Here is a 19,145-nt window from a genome sequence, read left to right on the forward strand (position 1 = left end):
TATGGATATTAGTCATTTGCTGTATAAGGTAGATAATTTGAAAGAATCTGTGCAAAAATTCAGGGATATGGGGTTTCAGGTTGAATATGGCAGAGAAAAAGAACCTTATAATGCATTAATATACTTTCCCGACCATTCCTATATTGAGTTAATAGAAAATATGCATATTACTTCCTTTATTAAGATGCTTTTAAAATTATTCAGGATGAAGGAATACCTGGAAACTTCTCTGGAACAAGAAAAAGTAAGTGAGGGTTTCTTTAGATTGGCATTTCATATGGAAGAAGATGAAAAGGGGCTGCTTAAAAGGAGATATAAAGAAATACTGGAATGTGATACCTTTCTAACTCCTGTTTCAAGAAAGGATATACATGGAAATACTATAAAATGTAAGTGCCTATTACCAAGTAATGCGAATTATCCGTTCTTTAATACGGCTCTGCGCGGAAGAGATGTATGGAATATTGAACATCCCAATAAAATAAATGGAATTAAGAAATTGGTTTACAGTGCAACAAAGGAAGAAATACGATTTTTTAGAGGACTTTCGATAGATACCAGGATTGAAATTGTTGATGGAAGCAGAGGTATTAGCTATATTGAGTTTAACCATAGTAAATCTCAGAACTCAATCTTCAGATACGGCTTTGGGAAGTGGTTCTAATTTGTAAAACGAATAAAAATTCATTGACAAATCAGATAGAACTAACTATACTAAAAGCTGTACTATCGATAGTACTACTATCAAAGTAGGAGGATTGTTGTGTCAAAACCAGATATAAGTATTGATCCGCGCATTTTGGAATCTGCCAAAAAAGAATTTTTGTCATGTGGCTATGAAAAAGCTTCTACCAATGTGATATGCAAGAATGCCGGGGTGACTTCGGGTGCGTTGTATAAAAGGTATTCCGGAAAAGATGAATTGTTTCGCGCACTGGTTTCCCCTGTAGCTGATAAATTCAAAGATGTGTTGAAAAGAGAACAAGATAATTTTCATTCTTTGTCAAATCAGGAGAAAGAAGCTGCTGCCTTAGGTCCTGAATCACAAGCTGTGGATTTTGTCGATTACATTTACGATAATTTTGATACTTTCAAGTTACTAATATCATGCTCCAAGGGATCTTCTTATGAAAGTTATTTGAATGAATTAGTGGATATTATCGTTGACTCGACCATTTGCTTTATGAAGGAAACCGGACATGAAGCAGTCATACAGGGGAAAACAGCAACATCTGAGACGATTCATATTCTAATCAGTTCTTATCTGTATGGTTTTTTTGAGCCGGTTACTCATGGAATGACTCGTGAAAAAGCCCGAACTTATGTAGAGCAGCTTAAATATTTCTTTAATGTTGGATGGGCCGATATACTTCAATTAAAAAAGTAAATGCCTAGGGCAGGCGTTTATTTTTTGGCAGAAGGTTAGTTAAAACTAACGGTAAAAATATCAGGAGGAAGTGTAAAGATGAAAGAAAAGGGTGTATTTGTCCACCTGTACAGCTATATGGGCAAATTCAAAGTTACAATGACACTATCTATTATTCTTGCAGCCGCTTCGGCTGTAGTGAATTTGAGTGCATTTATTTCTGTTTATAATGTTGCAAAGGAAATTGTAAGGTCTTTAGGAGACTTTTCAAGATTGAATCAGGGCCGTTTAATAGAGTTGGGATGGCAGGCAGTCTTCTTAATTTCGTTGTCTTTTGGACTTTATGGCATGGCGCAGCTTTTTTCTCATATAACTGCCTATAATACAGTGGCAAAACTGCGAATTAAGCTGTTTAAGTATATTGGCGGGCTCCCTTTGGGATATCATTCTATCAATCCCAGCGGCAGGCAAAGAAAAATTATTGAAAAAAATACGGATAATCTTGAAACACTTATTGCCCATCAGATACCTGATTTTGTTCAGTCAGCAGTTTTACCTGCAGCTTTTTTGGTATTCATGTTTGTATATGACTGGCGGCTGTCATTGGTTTGCCTGATACCTATCGTCATTGGTTTTTTGATTCTTGCCTCTATGCTGAAGGGTGAGAGCGAGGGGTTTGTGAAACAATATCAAAAATCGGCTGAGGACATCAGCAATGCTGCAACGGAATATGTACGTGGTATTTCCGTTGTTAAAGTCTTTGGGCAGACGGCAAATTCTTTTCGGCGCTATAAAGCAGCAGTAAAAGAATACAGTGATTATATGATTAAATATGCGCTCTCTATGGAGAATACGGACAGTGCGTATAATACAATTATTAACGGAATTTTCTTTTTTTTAATACCAAGTGGAATTATTCTATTTAATTTCGGCAATAACCCAGAGCGTACCATACTAAGCTTTGTTTTTTTCGCTGTTCTGATTCCGGCTGTGGTTACCATTTTATCAAGAATTATGAAAAGCTCATCTAACTTAATGATTTCAAAGGCTTCTTTAGATGTCATTGACAAAATTCTGAATGAACAGCCATTATCAAAAACAACGCATCCCAAGGTGCCTGATGATTGCACAATTTCTTTAGAGCATGTTTCTTTCGCCTATGAAGCCGATGCAGAAAGAGCGCTGAATGATGTCTCACTTACTATACAGCAAGGAACAGTCACTGCATTAGTGGGGGAATCCGGCGGCGGAAAAAGTACGATTGCCAGTCTGATTGCCAGATTTTGGGATGTCCAGGGTGGTACCATAAGAATCGGCGGCGTTGATGTCAGGGACATAGATTACAATGAGTGGATGAAACAAGTCAGCATCGTTTTTCAGGACACGAATCTTTTCAAAATGTCTATTATAGAAAATGTTGCTTTTTACACACCAGATGCTTCAAGAGAGGATGTGCTGCACGCTCTTCATCTGGCCAGATGTGATGATATTTTAGAGAAACTTCCCAATGGGGCTGACACAGTAATTGGCACAAAGGGAATATACCTCTCCGGCGGTGAGATGCAGCGTATTACATTGGCCCGTGCTATTTTAAAGGATGCCCCCGTAGTTTTGCTGGATGAAGCCACTGCTTTTGCGGATGCGGAAAATGAGCATCTTATTCAAAAAGCGTTAGATGAACTGCTGCGGGGTAAAACGGTGCTAATGATTGCACACCGCCTGTCTACCGTCATTCATGCGGACCAAATTTGTGTGTTGGAACGAGGGGAGATTATAGAGAGAGGAACACATACAGAATTACTGAAATCAGATGGTGCTTATGCAAATATGTATGAAGAATATCAAAATAGCATTTCCTGGAGGATTGGAGGAAAGCAATATGCTTAAAAAAATCTATCGTTTAACCGACGAAGGTAACCGGGCAATTATAAAAGCCAGTTTGTGTATGTGTCTGTTCAATCTTGCCACCCTGCTGCCGGTGATTTTGTTTGCCCTGATTACAGATGAAATGCTGAACCGCTATTTTGGATATACTGCAGGCGGCATCTCCCTTTGGATATATTGGGGCATAGCGCTAATTGTTTTAATTGTTATCTTTTTGGCTTATAAAATTACATATCGTAAGAAATACCTTACATCCGGCAAGGAAGATTCAGTTCTGCGTATGAAATTAGCTGATAAAATGCGCAAACTGCCTTTATCCTATCTGGGCAGGCGAAATTTAAGTGATTTGACATCTGTCATTATGGATGATGTTGCAGTTGCCCAAAATACTCTTGCAATTGTTGCAACAGAACTTATTGGTGGTTTACTATCGGGAATAATTGCTCTTGCTATCTTATTCTTTTATGATTGGCGTTTAAGCTTGTGTTTAGCAGCATGCCTGCCAATGGCCGCAGCCGTAATGGCACTATGCCGCGTAATTTCCGAAGGAACAAACAAGAAGAATAAGCAAAAAAAGCTGGACATCAGTGATGGTCTGCAAGAGTATTTAGAGAACATAAAGGTTTTGCAGACATCTCCCAATATGGAAACTTACCAAAAGACTTTAGAAAGTAAAATCAAACGATTGATTCCCGGACAAATTTTATATGAGCTTTTGTCAGGAATCACCATATCCATTTCCTACAATACGATGCGTCTAGGCCTGGGGTTAGTCATTATTGTGGGTTCAACACGATTGATTTCCGGTCAAATCACCACAGTAACCTTTCTGCTGTTTTTGTTCATTGCAGTTAGAATTTACGAGCCGCTGACAAAGGCGTGTGAAATGTTGGGAGAATTGATTTATTCCCTGGTTAGTGCCAAAAGGATTCGTGATCTCCTGGATTACCCTGAGCAGACAGGGCAACAAGATATTCAACTGTCTCAGTTTGATGTTACTTTTGATCATGTGAGTTTTGGATATAATCAGGAAGATGTAATCCATAATGTTTCTTTCACCGCAAAACAAGGTGAGATTACTGCCATTGTGGGGCCATCGGGATGCGGGAAAAGCACTCTGTGCAAATTGGCTGCCAGGTTTTGGGATGTGCAGCGGGGAAGTGTGTCTATCGGAGGTGTAAACGTAAATAAAATTGATCCGGAGGTACTTTATAAAAACTATTCCTTCGTCTTCCAGGATGTCGTTTTATTTAATGACACGATCTACAATAACATTAAAATCGGAAAGGAAGATGCTACCCGGAAACAAATTATGGTTGCCGCAAAACTGGCCCGCTGTGATGAGTTTATTGAACGGTTACCCAAAGGATACGATACCGTAATTGGCGAGAATGGTAAAACGCTGTCCGGTGGTGAGCGGCAAAGGCTGTCTATTGCCCGTGCGTTTTTAAAGGATGCACCAATTATTCTTCTGGATGAAAGTACAGCTTCTATTGACCCGGAGAATGAAACGAAAATTCAGGAGGCTATCGGGAAACTGATTGAAAACAAGACGGTTCTGATTATTGCACATAAACTTCGGTCCATTGTGGACTGCGACAAAATTATTGTCTTAAAAGAGGGGCATTTGCTTGAATCAGGAATTCATGAAGAACTCATGGAGGAACATGGTTTATATCATCGACTGTACTCCCTGCAAAACGAAAACATAGCATGGACAGTTAATTCCATCTCATAAATCAATCATTTTTTAAAGAAAGGAATTTTGTAATGAAAAAACAGAAAAATATCAACGTATTGAGTGGAAAAGATCTGATGACGGTCGGAATCTTTACAGCTGTTTACCTGGTCATCTATATTCTCGTATCTTGTGTACTTGGAATAATACCAATTGTGTCTATACTAATGAGTTTTTTCAGCAGCATTATTTTAGGCATTCCAATGATGCTGTATTTCAGCAAAATCAAAAAATTTGGCATGGTTTTAATTACATATATTGTGAATGGAACTGTAATGGTACTTTTAGGGCTGGGTGTTTATTCGTTAACTATCGGAATAATTTGTGCGTTGATTGCAGAACTGATTTTACGTTCCGCGAAATATCAAAGTGCTAACAGAGCTATTTTAGCCTTTGCAATCGCCTGTGTGGGAGCAAATGCAAATACGATTTACTGGGTTACGGGCAGTGCACAGTTTCTTGAAAGAACTGCAGCCTCTATGGGAACAGACTATATGACTACAGTTGTAAATTATTTTAGTTACCCATGGGTGCTCCCTGGGGTAATGCTGTCTGCTTTTGCCGGCGGCCTGCTGGGGGGGCTTTTAGGCAGGTCTGTTTTGAAAAAGCATTTTATTAAAAGTGGGTTGATTTAATGGAAACAATATTGCGCAATACGCGCCCAACAGCAAGGCAAATGTATTTAGATCCCCGTACAAAAATATTTCTGTGTCTTACGGTTTCCTTCGTTATGCTTGCAGGTGACGGCATGGGGACTATGCGCTATGTCCAGCCGGTTTTGGCAATCGTTCCATTGGTTTTCCTCCTTCTTTTGAAAAAAACATGGATTGCGGTTTATTATGTGGGAATGTATATTATTACAACAACGCTTCCATATCTATTGCTGCCTCACTTACCATCCATTGTAAACTTTCTGTTTACCGGAGTTATAGCAGTATGCACACAGGCGCTGCCAAGTATGTCGATGTTCTGCCTCTTGATACTAACTACAACGGTAAGTGAATTTATGGCGGCAATGGACAGTTTACATATACCAAAGAAGCTTACTGTCCCCATTTCTATTATGTTTCGGTTTTTTCCTACAATTAAGGAGGAATATGCGGCTATACGGGATGCTATGAAGCTTCGGGAGGTGGGCTCCTGGCGTAATCCTATTGAAATGTTGGAATATCGGCTGGTTCCCCTTTTAATGGGCTTGGTTTCTATCGGAAATGATTTGTCGGCTTCTGCTTTAACCCGGGGCTTTCATGCACCGACACGCCGTACTAATGTGTGTCCCATCGGATTTCATTGGCAGGATGCAGTTGCGTTTATATTCTGCATGGTTGTCATTGTTATTTTTTCACTGTCGCTTTTGCTGGGATGGTAGGGGAGGAGAGAAAGTGATTCAGGTTAAAAGTGCTTCTTTTAAATATGAAAATGCTATAAATGGCGCTGCTGTTAAGAATATCCATGCAGTGATTCCAAAGGGAGAGGTTGTGCTTCTGTGCGGAGAATCCGGCAGCGGCAAAACTACATTCAGCAGACTTATCAATGGTCTGATTCCTTCTTATTATGAAGGTGAATTAGAGGGAACTGTACTTGTAGAAGGGCAAGATATTCAAGAGGTTGAGCTGTATGAGCTTGCCCCTCACGTAGGTTCTGTTTTTCAGAATCCAAAGTCTCAATTCTATACATTGCAGACAGACACAGAAATTGTGTTTGCCTGTGAAAATATTGGAATGGAAAAGGCTGATATACTTAAAAGGTTTGATATAACAGTAGAATCTCTGCACATCGAAAATCTGCTGGGAAAAAGCCTGTTTGCACTTTCAGGCGGTGAAAAGCAAAAAATAGCCTGCGCTTCTGTCAGCTCATTGCTGCCGGAAATATTTGTTTTGGATGAGCCTTCTTCCAATCTTGACATCGGAACTATACAGGAACTGCAAAAAATCCTTCTTTCATGGAAAGCCCAGGGAAAAACAATTATAATTGCGGAACACCGCCTTGCATGGCTGCGCAGTATTGCAGACCGGGTTTTATTCTTCAAAGATGGCAAAATTGCCCTGGATTTAGCGGCAGATTCTTTTTGGGAAAAGACAACGGCAGAAATTCATAATATGGGGCTGCGTGCTCACAGCCGTTTTTATCCGGAGCATAAGCGAAAAGCAGACAGCCATGAAAAGATTGAGTTAAGAGACTTTCGGTTTTCCTATGGAAAAACTCCGATATTAAACATTCCATTGTTAGAGGTTCCGGGGGGTGCTGTGGTTGCAGTTTTAGGCGATAACGGAGCCGGAAAAACGACTTTTGCCCGCTGCCTCTGCGGGCTGGAGAAAAAGGCGCAAGGCACCCTGATATATAAAGGCGCCCCATATATTGGGAAAAAGCGCATAAGTCTTTGTTATATGGTAATGCAAGATGTAAATCATCAATTATTTTCAGAAAGTGTGCTGGAGGAGGTTGTACTTGGCGCAGATATTCCTACAGATGAAAAAAAAGAAAAAATTGCTGAAGAAATTCTATCGGAGCTTGACTTGTTAGAATATAAGGATGCACATCCTATGTCCCTTTCCGGCGGACAAAGACAAAGGGTCGCGATTGCCAGCGCTGTTGCATCTGATAAAGAAATTATTGTATTTGACGAGCCAACCAGTGGGCTGGATTACCGGCATATGAAAGAAGTTGCAGGGAATATACATAAGCTATCTTCTTTAGGAAAAACAGAATTTATTATTACCCATGATCCCGAATTAGTAGCTGCATGCTGTGACTACTTTGTTTTTATAGAGGGTGGAACAGTTACCCGCAGCGGAGAATGGACTTCAGATAACATACACTTTGTGGCAGATTATTTTAATCTATTATAAAGGCTAAGAAACAAGTTTGAAAGCTTAATTAAGAAGTCTGATCTGTAAAACTCTTTTATTTTTACAAGTGATTTCTTTGAGCTGATTTTCGGTATTCTGCAGGAAATAAGCCCGTACTTTTCTTGAAAATACTGGCAAATCTTCCAGCGTTACTATACCCGACTGCAGATGCAATTTGCTTAATAGTAAGATCAGTTGTAGATAGTAAAGTTTCAGCATGGCTTAAACGTCTATGACTGATATATTCAGTAATAGTACATTCATAAACCTGTTTAAACAAAGTTTTCAATTTTGTTCTGCTCATACAAGCAATGCAGCAGAGGTGGTTAACCGAGATATCGTAGTTGAAATGATCATTAACATAGGAAGTAACATTTTCAAGAGATTTAAAATCCTGTCTGGAAATCTGTACTTCCTGTGCTGATTTTTTTCCCCGGTTGTATTCGATAATAAGTGAAATCGCTTCTGCAACTTTACCATCATAAAAGAGTTTGGCTGCCATTCCGTCCCCGCGGTAATTCCAAATTTGGCGTAATAAACGAATCATTTCAGGGAAATTGTCTGCCCATGAGATATTATGAAAAGCTTCATGGGGGTCAACATATTCGTTCGGAAAAGTCTCTTGTAGATACTTTTCATAGTATGCAGGCCTAATTTCAATATCGATTGTGCGAATAGGAATATTCTTGTGTACAAGGGTTTTACACTGCCGGTATCCGCCAATAAAACACTTTACACATCCAGCAGTTAAACGACGGTATGGAGAAATTTCTTCTCCAGATATGGATTCATAAAAACAGATTCCCAGACATTTTCTTGCTTCTAAATCAAAGAAGGAATCTTCATAAAAATAAAAGTCATGAATTTTTATAGAGTATAAATCTTTTTGTCCGTAAAACCAAAAAACGCCTTTCCCAAGCTCGGGTGGAATGGAATATAATTTTCCGATTGGGTTAAAGGAGTTATTTGGAGATTCTGTCTGAAATCCATTTTCAAGCAGAATCTCTTGATAATAATTTTCAATATTAGGCATAGCCTATCGTCCTTTCATACGATTTGGTCAATTCTTCATACGGATTGGTCAATAATACCGCAAAACTATTGAATAAAAGTCCAAATGGAATAGAATATTTTTATGAGTTAGGATAAACTAACGAAATTCTATCACACCGTTGTTACGAAGTCAACTATCGAGATAGAAACTAACTATGAGATGGAGGAATTACAACATGTATAATCAAGCACAAAACAAAAAAGGATTGACAGTTAAAGATTTAATTATTATTGGTGTATTTGCCGCTCTTTTGACTGTTTGCTCAATGATTGGAGGCGTTTTCTTTGCAATTACGCCGACCCTTACTTTTTATTTTTCAATCGGTGCGGCTCTGTTGCCGGGACCGGTATTTTTGTTGCTTTTGGCAAAGGTTCCAAAGAGCGGTGCACTTACAATTATAGGCACGATTGTGGCAGTTTTGAGCCTTGTGCTGGGGATGCACTGGGGAATGTGTTTAGGAGGATTCATAGCATCAGTACTTGCAGATGCCATTGCTGGCATGAAAAAATTTCGAAGTAAGAAAATGAATATTTTGGCTTACATTGTGTATTCATTCGGCCCGACCGGAACATATTTTGCATATTTTATAGATCCGGAGGCTTGGGCGGGTACAATGTTGAAAAATGGTACAACACAGGGGTATATCAATGCAATGAATGACACAGCTTCCTGGAGCATACTCGTCATTATGATTGTTGGAACTGTTCTGATAGCTTGGCTAAGTGGATTTGTCGGAAGCAGACTGTTGAAAAAACAATTTGAAAAAGCGGGTATCACTGCATGATGGTCGATGTAGAAAGAAAAAAGCAGTATGTTCATTTTGATCCCCGTACCAAAATCATTCTGCTTGTGCTTAGCTTGATTATAGCGACAATGGCTCCATCGCTTACATATGAATGTATTTTAATTTTGCTGATTGCAGGGTTTGGTATGCTGTGTGGGAAATTTCGGTATTCTCTGATTGGTACCGTGGCCTTTATGTCATTGTACCTATTTACGGTCTTCTACCTAAAAGATAGTACAGGAACACTACATACTATGTTTACCGCCTGGCTTAGTCTTGTTTTTAAAGTATATCCATGCGGCATGTTGTCGGGAATTGCTGTATCTACTACAAGGGTCAATGAATTTTTGTCTGCTATGAACAAAGTTCATGTTTCAAAAAAGATTGTAATTCCCTTTGCGGTTATGCTTCGTTATATTCCGACTGTACGCGAGGATTGGCACTATATAAAAGACGCCATGCGTCTAAGAGACGTATCCCCGTCTTTTAAGGGCTTTGTTAAAAATCCAGTTATGATGATTGAATGTATTTATGTACCTCTTTTAATGGCGGCTTCAAAGGCTGCCGATGAGCTTTCTATTGCAGCAGTAACAAGAGGAATTGAGAATCCGCATTCACGCACATGTCTTGTACAAATTCGGTTTCAAAAAAAGGATATTTTGATAATAGGCTGTTTTCTGGTGCTTCTGCTGGTGGGGCTATTTTTATAGGGGAGAATACAATGATTAAATTAAGACAAATATGTTTTTCCTATGCGGACGAAGTTGAAGGTGGTCTTGAAAACATAGATTTATCCATAAAAGATGGAGAGTGTATATTGATTTGTGGACGATCTGGCTGCGGAAAGACTACGATTACACGTTTGGTTAATGGACTGATACCTAACTTTTTTTGTGGGGATTTGAGTGGAAAAGTAACGATAAATGAAATGGATGTACTAAATACACCAATGTATGAAGTCGCTTCTCATGTAGGAAGTGTGTTTCAAAATCCAAGGACCCAATTTTTCAATGTGGACACAGACAGTGAAATTGCCTTTGGTATTGAAAATGAAGCTCTGCCGCCAGCAGAATTACATAAGAGGCTGGACGAAACATCACAGGACTTAAAAATAAACCACTTGCGCGGAAGGAATATTTTTGAACTATCTGGCGGAGAAAAACAAAAAATTGCTTTTGCAAGCATTTATGCTATGAACCCAGATGTTTATCTATTGGATGAACCATCCTCAAATTTAGATATGGCAGCAATTAACGATTTGAAAGAGCATCTGCGGCTTATTAAACAGCAGGGAAAAACAATTCTGATTGCGGAGCACAGGCTTTATTATCTTATGGACTTAGTGGATAAGATTATTTATTTGTCAAATGGGAAAATAGAAGGGGTTTATACTCCCAGTTCCTTTTGCAAAATTTCTGAAAGTATGAGAAAGATTATGGGGCTTCGTGCAAGGGACTTGAACGAGGTTTATCCGTTTCCGGCAGGAGATAAGGGTTTATCTGCCGTGTTGGAAATTAAAGATGTTGGGCTGTACTACAAAAAGCGTATGGTTATGGAACACATTAACCTGAGAGCTGCAAAGGGAGAGGTTATTGGAATTGTCGGACATAATGGTGCAGGGAAAACCACCTTTCTTAGAACGCTCTGCGGACTGCATAAGGACTATTCCGGAGAGTTTCTTTGGGAAGGGGCGGTGCAAAATTCAAAGGAAAAGATGAAACGCTCTTATTTGGTTATGCAGGATGTAAATTATGAACTTTTTGCAGAATCCGTAGAAGCGGAGTGTTCTCTCGGAATACAAAATACGAATCCAGCTCAAATAGACCAGGTTATTACAGAACTTGATTTGTCAGCATTTCGCAAACGGCATCCAAACACTCTGTCAGGAGGACAAAAGCAGCGTGTTGCTATTGCAGTCAGTATGGTATGTGGGAAAGAATTGCTGGTATTTGATGAACCTACGAGTGGATTGGATTTTGACAGTATGAAACAGGTTGGAGAGCTGATTCAGAAGCTGTCGGAGGACAAAGTAGTTTTTGTTGTAACACATGATTATGAATTTGCTTGTCAGGTTTGTTCCCGGCTGATTCATTTTGAAAATGGGGTTATGACGGATGATCTGCTGATGTCAAAAGATAATGAGAGCAGAATTTGCAATATATTTGGTTTGGAACAAAATTATGAAAGGGAGAAATAAAAATGATGAGTATAAAAAAAGAAAGTCCTGTTCTGCTCCTTTTGAAATGGGCAGATAAAGATAAAATCTATTTAATCGCATCTGTATTATTTGCTTTTTTAGGTGGATTATTTGCAATTGGTCCCTATATGGGAATATATCAATTAATGGATGCTTTTTTGTCAAACAACTGTACAAAAGAGGTTATCGTTGATAGTGCCACTCTAATTACTGTAACAGTGATTATCAGGCAGGTTTTTCAGGGAATATCAGGTGTGTTTTCCCATAAAGGCGCTTACGGTGCACTGTTTCGTGTAAGGTGCATGATTACAGAACATCTGAAAAAAGTTCCAATGGGTGCGCTTGATGAGCGCAGAACAGGAGATATTAAAACTGTTCTAAATGAGGATATTGAAAAACTGGAGCTGTGTTTGGCTCACAATATTCCGGAATTTGTAGGTTTCGCAACAGGTCCGATTGTCATCTTTATTTACTTAATGACGATTAATGTACCGCTGGCGCTTATTTCGCTGATCCCCCTTGCAATAACAATTGTTATCATGTGTTTTTGCTTTGCCTTTATGTCGGGTATAATGCCGCGTGTAACTGCGGCCATAGCTAGTTTCAACTCTGTGATCATTGAATATATTGGTGGAATGAAACTGATTAAAGCCTACAACATGAGCAGTCAATCTTTCCGGAAGTTTTTAGGTGCTATTGAAGAAGAAAATAATATCTGGAATAAAGTTTCCAGAAAGACTGGACCGTTTTATGCTGCATTTATCGTTGTTTTAGAATGCGGGATGGCTTTGATTATTCCAATTGGCGGGAAGTTCTTTCTAAACGGTTCCATCTCAGCCAGTATCTTTTTACTCTTTGCTTATATTGGTTCTCTGTATCTGTGCGAGCTTTTACCATTGCAGCAGCTAAGTATGGAGCTGGCCCAGTCATTAAATGGTGTTATTAAAACGAAGCAAATACTTAATCTGCCTGTATATGAAAGTACTGGAGATTTTCCGGAAAGCACTGATATTGCAATCAATCATGTTCGTTTTTCTTATGATGGGAAAAATGATGTATTGTCCGATTGTAACCTATATGTGAAAGCGGGAGAAAAGGTAGCCATCGTAGGTGCTTCTGGAGCAGGTAAAAGCACAATCATAGAGCTGATTTCTCGTTTTTATGACGTGCAGGACGGAGAAGTTCTTATTGGTGGAAAGAATGTTAAGAGTATTAGTTATGAACATTTATTGCAAAATATTTCCATTGTGTTTCAGAAAACGTTTCTTACCCGCGAAAGTGTATTTGAAAATATACGCATGGGCAGTAATGCTACTTTAGAGCAGGTGCGTCAGGCTGCAAAAGAGGCGCAGATTGATGCTTTTATTATGTCATTGCCGGACAGATATGAAACGAAAGTCGGCAGCTTTGGTTCTCGTTTTTCTGGTGGAGAAAAACAAAGAATTGCAATCGCGAGGGCAATTTTAAAGAATGCCCCCATTCTGATACTTGATGAGGCTACCAGTGCGGCTGATCCTGAAAATCAAGTGGAAATTGATAAGGCGATTACAAATCTCTGCAAGGGGAAGACATGTATTATTGTTGCACATCGCCTTGGAGCTATAAAAATGTGTAACAAAGTTGCTGTTGTAGAAAATCACACGGTTACTGCATTTGGAACTCATATAGAATTATTGACTTCAAATAAATACTATAATTCGGCATGGAAGAATTACAATGCGGCACGTGAAGTTACTTATTCAATGGAAGGGGCAGATTAGCATGAAAATAGATAATCCATTCAGAAAGAATATACGTTTTGGTATAGGAGTATTTTTTACAGTGCTTGACGGGTTTTTATCCGCAAGTGTTTACATGGCCCTTTATTTGCTGCTCAACATATTGTTTAGTAATAAAGTATCAAACGAAAATCTTCTCCGTCTCACTCTTTTGATAATAGCAATTTTTCTGGTGCGTCTTATTGCCTATGTTTTTGGGTATACACAAGGGCAAATTGGAGGCGGTGCGGTATCAAAACAAATCCGGCTTTTTTTAGGTAACAAATTTAAGAAGATTCCGTTAGCAAGGTTCACTCAGGGGCAGGTAGGAGAATATGTAAATACGATGACCAGTGATGTAAGCAATTATGAACAAATCCTGACTCATAAGACAGGAAATCTTGTGAAAAATATTTCTCTTTCCATTATATTGCTGGTTTTTGTTTGTTTTTTATATTTTCCCGCCGGTCTTATTTTGTTAGCTGTAAGTATTTTGTTTATTCCCAATATGTGGCTGTCCTTTCGCATTGTAAAAAAGTATGGAACGGCAAGAAATAATATCTGTGCCGAAGCGGTTAGTAGTATTGTTGAATATATTACCGGGATTCAGACGTTGCGTGCTTACAATATGTGTGGGGTCAAAAATGAGACGACTACAAGTATCCTTAAAGATTACAGTGATGTGAGCTACAAATATGAGGCTATGGGTATTCCGGTTGCTTTTACCTTTAATATTCTTACGTGGTTGTCACTGCCTGTAGTTATGTTGGTTTCATCAAGGCCGTGGCTTGCAGGAACCTTGTCAAGTGTGGATTATTTGATGGTGTGTTTGATGCCTATGCTTCTGGCAAAGATGTATATGACTATTTCGGTAGACCTTTTTGGTTATAAGAATATGATGATTTCAAAGCGAAAGATTCAGAAAGTTGTAGATGAACCTGAAGAACAAGGCAGCTATGAGGACTTTAATCCTGTTTCATATGAAATCTGTTTTGATAAGGTACAATTTTCCTATGTACAGGGAGAACCTGTATTAAAAGGGGTGGATTTCTGTGCAGAGAATCAAAAGCTTACGGCAATTGTGGGAGACTCTGGCTCTGGAAAATCTACAATTCTGAATCTGATTTCCAAGTACTATGAAGCAGACGGCGGCATGATTTCTATCGGAGGAGAAAATATACACGATGTAGCAGCAGAACGGGTATTAGAGCAGATTTCAATGGTAGATCAGGATGTATTTCTCTTTGATGATACTATCCGCGAAAACATACGTCATGCCAGGCCAGATGCCACGGATGCTGAGATTGAGGCGGCTTGCAAGGAAGCAAATTGTGATGTCTTTATCCGTAAAATGGAAAAAGGTTATGATACACCTATCGGAGAAAATGGCAATCTGCTGTCTGGTGGCGAACGGCAACGCCTTTCTATTGCTCGTGCTATCCTAAAAAATAGCCCAATACTGCTTTTGGATGAGGCTACGGCATCACTGGATATTGAGAATGAGCTGGCAGTAAAACAGGCAATTACAAATCTGTTGAAAGACAAGAAAACAGTAGTGATGATTGCACACACATTGTCCATCGTCAAAAATGCAAATCAGATATTGGTTGTATCAGGCGGGAAGATTGCAGAAAGAGGAACACATGAAGAACTTTTGGCGAGGAGTGGAAAATATGCAGCTATGTGGAATGCTGAACAAAAGTTATCTGAATAAAAAAGTTGGGAATGGAGAGAAGATGGATGACCTATACTGATTTTTCAATGGAGACAGATGGATTTGTAGGACATATGGTTGAACCAGAGAGTAAAAATACTGGTCATGTAGTAATTGTAATTATGGGGGGAGAAAGAAGTATTGTATCAGGGGTAAAAGTAGCAGAGAGATTTACTGACTTTGGAATAACTGGAATCTCAATTCCGGTTTTTGGTGCAAAGGGGCTTCCGAAACATATTGATCGAATTCCACTTGAAATGTTTGAACCAGTTGTTAAATACTTGAAAGATGTAAAGAAGGCAAAGAGCATTAGCGTATACGGGTTCTCTATGGGATCGGTTTATGCTGCATTAGTTGCAAAATATATAGATGGAATAGATAATGTAATCCTTTGCGCTCCTTCTCATGTTCCATTTGAAGGAACGGATGCATCAAATAAATGTATGACAGGACATTCTATTGCAGTCTACAAAGGGATGGAAATTCCATATGTAAGCCCTGATTTCTTCAATTCTGGATTTATGGGCAAATATGTTTATGATAATGAAGCAGGCAGAAAAGTAACAAATATGTGGATTATGTATCGGGATGCGTTTAAGGATAAGAGACGTGAAGAGGCTGCCAATTTTCATCTTGAGACAAGTGAGGCAAGAATTCTTCTTATAGCAGGAACCGAAGATGAAGTGTGGCCATCTGAATATTCAACAAAATATATTAAGAGTGGGCTGGAGCATGCAGGCTATAATCACGAATATAAAATATTAATATATCCAAACGCAAGTCACCTAATCGGAATCATGCCGAGCAAAGAGAGAAATGGATGGCTATATCGTGCGATTCCAATCATTGGATTACTATATAGGAGTTTTGCAAAGCATAGAGAAGACTGTATGAATGCGTTAGAAGAATCGGAAAGAGAGATCATGCACTGGATACTTGGAAAGCTTAATTAAGGAGTCTAAACAATGAATGAAGTAGTTAGTAAAGTAATATTGTTTATCGGGCTGATCCTACTGGGGTACGGCTTGAAGAAAAAAGGTATATTTAAAAAAGAGGACTATAAAATTCTTTCCAACATTGTTTTTATTATTACGCTCCCGGCGGTATTGATTACTAGTTTTCAGGAATTCATTTTTCGGCCTTCAATGATTGGATTTGTAGTATTAGGAATAGTAATGAATATGTTAATGCTGATAATTGGCAGATTTATTGGAAGAAATAGGGGATATGCCGTTAATGGAACTTATATGCTTTGCTGCAGCGGCTATAATATTTCCCTATTTGTAATCCCATTTGTGGCAAGTTTTTTGGATGTAAAATATCTTTTAATAGTAGCAATGTTTGATATTGGAAACCTTATTATGGGTCTTGGCGGCAGTTGTATTTTTGCAGCAGGACTTTCAAAAACAAAGGCAGTTATATCAAAAAGAGAGCTTGTAAAGAAATTAATCACAAATATCCCCTTTTTAGTTTACCTGATTATGCTGTGTATGGCGGCAATAAAGATTAAATTGCCGGCGGTGGTATATGAATTTACTGCTCCGGTAGCAAAGGCAAATACTATTATTGTTATGTTAATGATTGGAATCATTTTTGAGTTTCAAGTAAGAAAAGGACAGTGGCGGGATGTGCTTACGGTTGTACTGACCCGATATAGCTGTGCAGTAATTATATTAGGAACATTATTTTGGTTTTCACCATTTTCTGATATGCATGGTAATGCACTTAAGATTATTGCGTTTGCTCCGGTAACAACGATATCACCGATTTTATGTCAGCGGATGGGATATGATTATGAGTTGGCTGGAAAATTATTTTCTGTGTGTATTCCCATTAGCTTAGTGGGGACAAGCTTGCTGGCACTATTTTCTCCGTTTATTTAGGTACAAGAAAATATTTCGATTATATAATTAAGTAAGATTTCCGAAAAAGGCAGAAATATCTTTTTCGGAAATTTTTGTGATTTGGAAAGTAGGGCTTTCTGAACTACATACGGAGCAGATATAAGAATCCTCCTCCCAGGTATGGAAAAAACCGGAGGAATGAGACAACGTGTCAATGGCAGTCAGATTACCGGTAAGTCCTGTTCTGTTCCTTTTGGCATATGCCTCTTTACGTGTCCATATCTCAAAAAATCGTTTGTTTTGTAATGATTTATCAGAATAAATGTATTCAATTTCATTGGGATGAAAGACCTGAGACATGATTTCGAAAGGAGCGTTTTTGCTTAATTCAATATCGGCACCTACCTGGTGATTTGCAGAGAGACAGCAGAGAATAGCATTTCTTGTATGAGAAAAACTAAAGTCTAGCTGCACATCGGAAACTAAGACAGGTTTATGATTTTTCTCACAAGAAAAAAGCAGAGCTTCATTAGCAAGACCCGTATTTTTCAAGATGGCCATGTGTGTCAGCAGAGCTGCATACAAAGAAAGCTTCTGGTCAGAAGCAAAATAATATTTGGAAATACGGGCCTGCCGTTCTAAAGATACATGCTTTAAAAGGCTATCTTCAGTGTCAGACCATTCCATAGAAGTGAGTGGCAAATAATAGATTTTCATAAAGGTCCCGCTTTCTCTACAGCCTCTTTTACTTATTTATCGCGGGGATTTTTCCAAAGCCAGAAAGCGATGATAATTCCTACTATATATAAGATGCTGATAAGAATGGTTGGATTGTCTTTCAATAAAAAGACAACTGCCACAACTGCTGCAAGGGAAATGGTTAATTCAAAAGCCTTTAAAATCCTCTTTTCACGGGTATCTTTTACGCCTTGCAGAAATTCATTGCGTTTTTGTTCAAGCTTCAGATACTCCATGAGTTCTCCCTTGTCTATGCGGGAAAGAATCCATTCATCTCTTGAAAACTCCTTGTCCTTTCTTTTAAAGCGGAAAAGGTTTCCGGAAGGGGATTCATCTTCTGGAATTACAGGCATTTCTTCTGGAATTACAGGTATTTCCTCTGCAGCTGCAGGCATCTTTTCTGGTTCAGCAGATGATTCTTTAAGAGTTACAGGAGTTTCTGTATCGATGCTGGGCACAGTAGATTCTGCTGGTTTTTCAGTAGTTTCTTCATTTGCAAAAAGTGTGTGTTCGGACACGGATTATCCTCCTTATCGTAGTTTTTTCTATCATACCAGTTTTCGACAGGAAAAACAATAAACCGACAAAAATAGATAAATTTTATCTTGAAGTTTAAATTCCCCGCTGAAAATTATCCAGCACGTGAGGCAGCAGCTTGTCGCTGTATTCCCACAAAGAATATTTTCCTGCGCACAAAGCCCAGTCATAGAGCAGTGCCCTCTCATACATGGCATAGATTTTGACAAGCTCTTCCACAGTGGAGGTTGATTTGAATTCACCGGATTCAATGCCGGAAGCCACAACTTCTGTTACTATCTGGAAATAATAACGGTCAGCATCCAGGAGGGAACGGTTGTCTTTAGTTATTAATTGAGAGGAGAGTAGTGATGCAAGCAGGTTTAAGTCAATGCTTTCCTCAATCATATAAAATAGTTCGTGGTTCAAAAGAAGCAATTTGTCTTTAGCGGAGAGGGATGGATCCAAGGTGGGAAGGATTTCCTCATACTTTTGATCAAAAAGATCAGAAAGAGTAGCGAGGAGGGCATCTTTTCCCTTGAAATAGTGGTAGAAGGTTCCTTTGGATGTCTTGGAAAGCTTGAGGATATCTTCTACGGTCGTCTTTTCGTATCCGTTTTTATAAAATAAAGTCCAGGCAGCTTTTATGATTCTGCTTTTAGTTGTTTGTTTTTTTCTGGGCATAAAACACTCTCTTTCCATTT

18 protein-coding genes are annotated in these 19,145 nt (G+C 38.8%); 14 read left to right on the forward strand and 4 right to left on the reverse strand.

The window, feature by feature from the left end; genetic code table 11:
• The first annotated feature begins 1 nt into the window (after nt 1).
• From A8805_RS12775 to A8805_RS12805, 7 genes are all read left to right on the forward strand, one after another.
• A complete protein-coding gene (locus A8805_RS12775; protein ID WP_109711739.1) occupies nt 2-664 on the forward strand; it encodes a VOC family protein in 663 nt (220 codons plus the stop codon).
• A gap of 99 nt (nt 665-763) precedes the next feature.
• Nucleotides 764-1,387, forward strand: a complete 624-nt coding sequence (locus A8805_RS12780) for a TetR/AcrR family transcriptional regulator (protein WP_181392832.1) — start codon at nt 764-766, stop codon at nt 1,385-1,387.
• Between the two features lie 78 nt (nt 1,388-1,465).
• Nucleotides 1,466-3,253, forward strand: coding sequence for an ABC transporter ATP-binding protein (locus tag A8805_RS12785; RefSeq protein WP_109711743.1), 1,788 nt, complete (start codon nt 1,466-1,468; stop codon nt 3,251-3,253).
• Complete coding sequence (locus A8805_RS12790; protein ID WP_109711745.1) at nt 3,246-4,988, forward strand: ABC transporter ATP-binding protein; 1,743 nt, start codon at nt 3,246-3,248, stop codon at nt 4,986-4,988. The genes A8805_RS12785 and A8805_RS12790 overlap by 8 nt, the downstream gene beginning before the upstream one ends.
• Before the next feature lie 32 nt (nt 4,989-5,020).
• Nucleotides 5,021-5,623 (forward strand): MptD family putative ECF transporter S component, encoded by a 603-nt coding sequence (locus tag A8805_RS12795; RefSeq protein ID WP_109711747.1) that lies wholly within the window; start codon nt 5,021-5,023, stop codon nt 5,621-5,623.
• Between the two features lie 41 nt (nt 5,624-5,664).
• Complete coding sequence (locus tag A8805_RS12800) at nt 5,665-6,357, forward strand: energy-coupling factor transporter transmembrane component T (RefSeq protein WP_242992385.1); 693 nt, start codon at nt 5,665-5,667, stop codon at nt 6,355-6,357.
• 13 nt (nt 6,358-6,370) lie between these two features.
• Nucleotides 6,371-7,837 (forward strand): ABC transporter ATP-binding protein, encoded by a 1,467-nt coding sequence (locus A8805_RS12805; protein WP_109711751.1) that lies wholly within the window; start codon nt 6,371-6,373, stop codon nt 7,835-7,837.
• 61 nt (nt 7,838-7,898) lie between these two features.
• On the opposite strand, the gene A8805_RS12810 is transcribed toward A8805_RS12805, so the two are convergent.
• Nucleotides 7,899-8,870: a helix-turn-helix domain-containing protein gene (locus tag A8805_RS12810; protein WP_109711753.1), complete on the reverse strand. Its 972-nt coding sequence runs from the start codon at nt 8,868-8,870 to the stop codon at nt 7,899-7,901.
• A gap of 196 nt (nt 8,871-9,066) precedes the next feature.
• Here A8805_RS12810 and A8805_RS12815 point away from each other — a divergent pair, with 196 nt between their 5' ends.
• From A8805_RS12815 to A8805_RS12845, 7 genes are read left to right on the forward strand one after another with little or no spacing between them, the layout of a single operon-like run.
• Nucleotides 9,067-9,675, forward strand: coding sequence for an MptD family putative ECF transporter S component (locus A8805_RS12815; RefSeq protein WP_109711755.1), 609 nt, complete (start codon nt 9,067-9,069; stop codon nt 9,673-9,675).
• Entirely contained in the window at nt 9,672-10,385 is a 714-nt protein-coding gene (locus A8805_RS12820) for an energy-coupling factor transporter transmembrane component T (protein ID WP_109711756.1), read from the forward strand. The genes A8805_RS12815 and A8805_RS12820 overlap by 4 nt, the downstream gene beginning before the upstream one ends.
• A gap of 11 nt (nt 10,386-10,396) precedes the next feature.
• Nucleotides 10,397-11,872 carry an ABC transporter ATP-binding protein gene (locus A8805_RS12825; protein ID WP_109711758.1) on the forward strand — a complete coding sequence of 492 codons (1,476 nt, stop codon included), beginning with the start codon at nt 10,397-10,399 and terminating at the stop codon, nt 11,870-11,872.
• A gap of 5 nt (nt 11,873-11,877) precedes the next feature.
• Nucleotides 11,878-13,632 carry an ABC transporter ATP-binding protein gene (locus tag A8805_RS12830; protein WP_109711970.1) on the forward strand — a complete coding sequence of 585 codons (1,755 nt, stop codon included), beginning with the start codon at nt 11,878-11,880 and terminating at the stop codon, nt 13,630-13,632.
• A 1-nt stretch (nt 13,633) separates the two neighbouring features.
• Nucleotides 13,634-15,343: an ABC transporter ATP-binding protein gene (locus tag A8805_RS12835; protein ID WP_109711760.1), complete on the forward strand. Its 1,710-nt coding sequence runs from the start codon at nt 13,634-13,636 to the stop codon at nt 15,341-15,343.
• Between the two features lie 47 nt (nt 15,344-15,390).
• A complete protein-coding gene (locus A8805_RS12840) occupies nt 15,391-16,296 on the forward strand; it encodes an acyl-CoA thioester hydrolase/BAAT C-terminal domain-containing protein (RefSeq protein ID WP_207657700.1) in 906 nt (301 codons plus the stop codon).
• Between the two features lie 12 nt (nt 16,297-16,308).
• A complete protein-coding gene (locus tag A8805_RS12845) occupies nt 16,309-17,226 on the forward strand; it encodes an AEC family transporter (RefSeq protein WP_109711764.1) in 918 nt (305 codons plus the stop codon).
• A gap of 27 nt (nt 17,227-17,253) precedes the next feature.
• Here A8805_RS12845 and A8805_RS12850 read toward each other — a convergent pair whose 3' ends face one another.
• From A8805_RS12850 to A8805_RS12860, 3 genes are all read right to left on the reverse strand, one after another.
• Nucleotides 17,254-17,904: a 4'-phosphopantetheinyl transferase family protein gene (locus tag A8805_RS12850; RefSeq protein WP_109711766.1), complete on the reverse strand. Its 651-nt coding sequence runs from the start codon at nt 17,902-17,904 to the stop codon at nt 17,254-17,256.
• Nucleotides 17,905-17,936: 32 nt separating this feature from the next.
• Entirely contained in the window at nt 17,937-18,443 is a 507-nt protein-coding gene (locus tag A8805_RS12855) for a hypothetical protein (protein WP_109711768.1), read from the reverse strand.
• A gap of 94 nt (nt 18,444-18,537) precedes the next feature.
• Nucleotides 18,538-19,125, reverse strand: a complete 588-nt coding sequence (locus tag A8805_RS12860) for a TetR/AcrR family transcriptional regulator (protein WP_109711972.1) — start codon at nt 19,123-19,125, stop codon at nt 18,538-18,540.
• Nucleotides 19,126-19,145 lie beyond the last annotated feature (20 nt).

The sequence above is a fragment of the Faecalicatena contorta genome, from assembly GCF_003149105.1.
GTDB lineage: Bacteria > Bacillota > Clostridia > Lachnospirales > Lachnospiraceae > Muricomes > Muricomes contortus_C.

Excerpts from the sequence above, each read along its gene's own strand:
- A8805_RS12775 (WP_109711739.1), top strand. The coding sequence starts at position 2 with ATGGATATTAGTCATTTGCTGTATAAGGTAGATAATTTGAAAGAATCT.
- A8805_RS12785 (WP_109711743.1), top strand. The coding sequence starts at position 1,466 with ATGAAAGAAAAGGGTGTATTTGTCCACCTGTACAGCTATATGGGCAAA.
- A8805_RS12790 (WP_109711745.1), top strand. The coding sequence starts at position 3,246 with ATGCTTAAAAAAATCTATCGTTTAACCGACGAAGGTAACCGGGCAATT.
- A8805_RS12795 (WP_109711747.1), top strand. The coding sequence starts at position 5,021 with ATGAAAAAACAGAAAAATATCAACGTATTGAGTGGAAAAGATCTGATG.
- A8805_RS12800 (WP_242992385.1), top strand. The coding sequence starts at position 5,665 with ATGTATTTAGATCCCCGTACAAAAATATTTCTGTGTCTTACGGTTTCC.
- A8805_RS12810 (WP_109711753.1), bottom strand. The coding sequence starts at position 8,870 with ATGCCTAATATTGAAAATTATTATCAAGAGATTCTGCTTGAAAATGGA.
- A8805_RS12815 (WP_109711755.1), top strand. The coding sequence starts at position 9,067 with ATGTATAATCAAGCACAAAACAAAAAAGGATTGACAGTTAAAGATTTA.
- A8805_RS12820 (WP_109711756.1), top strand. The coding sequence starts at position 9,672 with ATGATGGTCGATGTAGAAAGAAAAAAGCAGTATGTTCATTTTGATCCC.
- A8805_RS12825 (WP_109711758.1), top strand. The coding sequence starts at position 10,397 with ATGATTAAATTAAGACAAATATGTTTTTCCTATGCGGACGAAGTTGAA.
- A8805_RS12830 (WP_109711970.1), top strand. The coding sequence starts at position 11,878 with ATGAGTATAAAAAAAGAAAGTCCTGTTCTGCTCCTTTTGAAATGGGCA.
- A8805_RS12835 (WP_109711760.1), top strand. The coding sequence starts at position 13,634 with ATGAAAATAGATAATCCATTCAGAAAGAATATACGTTTTGGTATAGGA.
- A8805_RS12840 (WP_207657700.1), top strand. The coding sequence starts at position 15,391 with ATGGAGACAGATGGATTTGTAGGACATATGGTTGAACCAGAGAGTAAA.
- A8805_RS12845 (WP_109711764.1), top strand. The coding sequence starts at position 16,309 with ATGAATGAAGTAGTTAGTAAAGTAATATTGTTTATCGGGCTGATCCTA.
- A8805_RS12850 (WP_109711766.1), bottom strand. The coding sequence starts at position 17,904 with ATGAAAATCTATTATTTGCCACTCACTTCTATGGAATGGTCTGACACT.
- A8805_RS12860 (WP_109711972.1), bottom strand. The coding sequence starts at position 19,125 with ATGCCCAGAAAAAAACAAACAACTAAAAGCAGAATCATAAAAGCTGCC.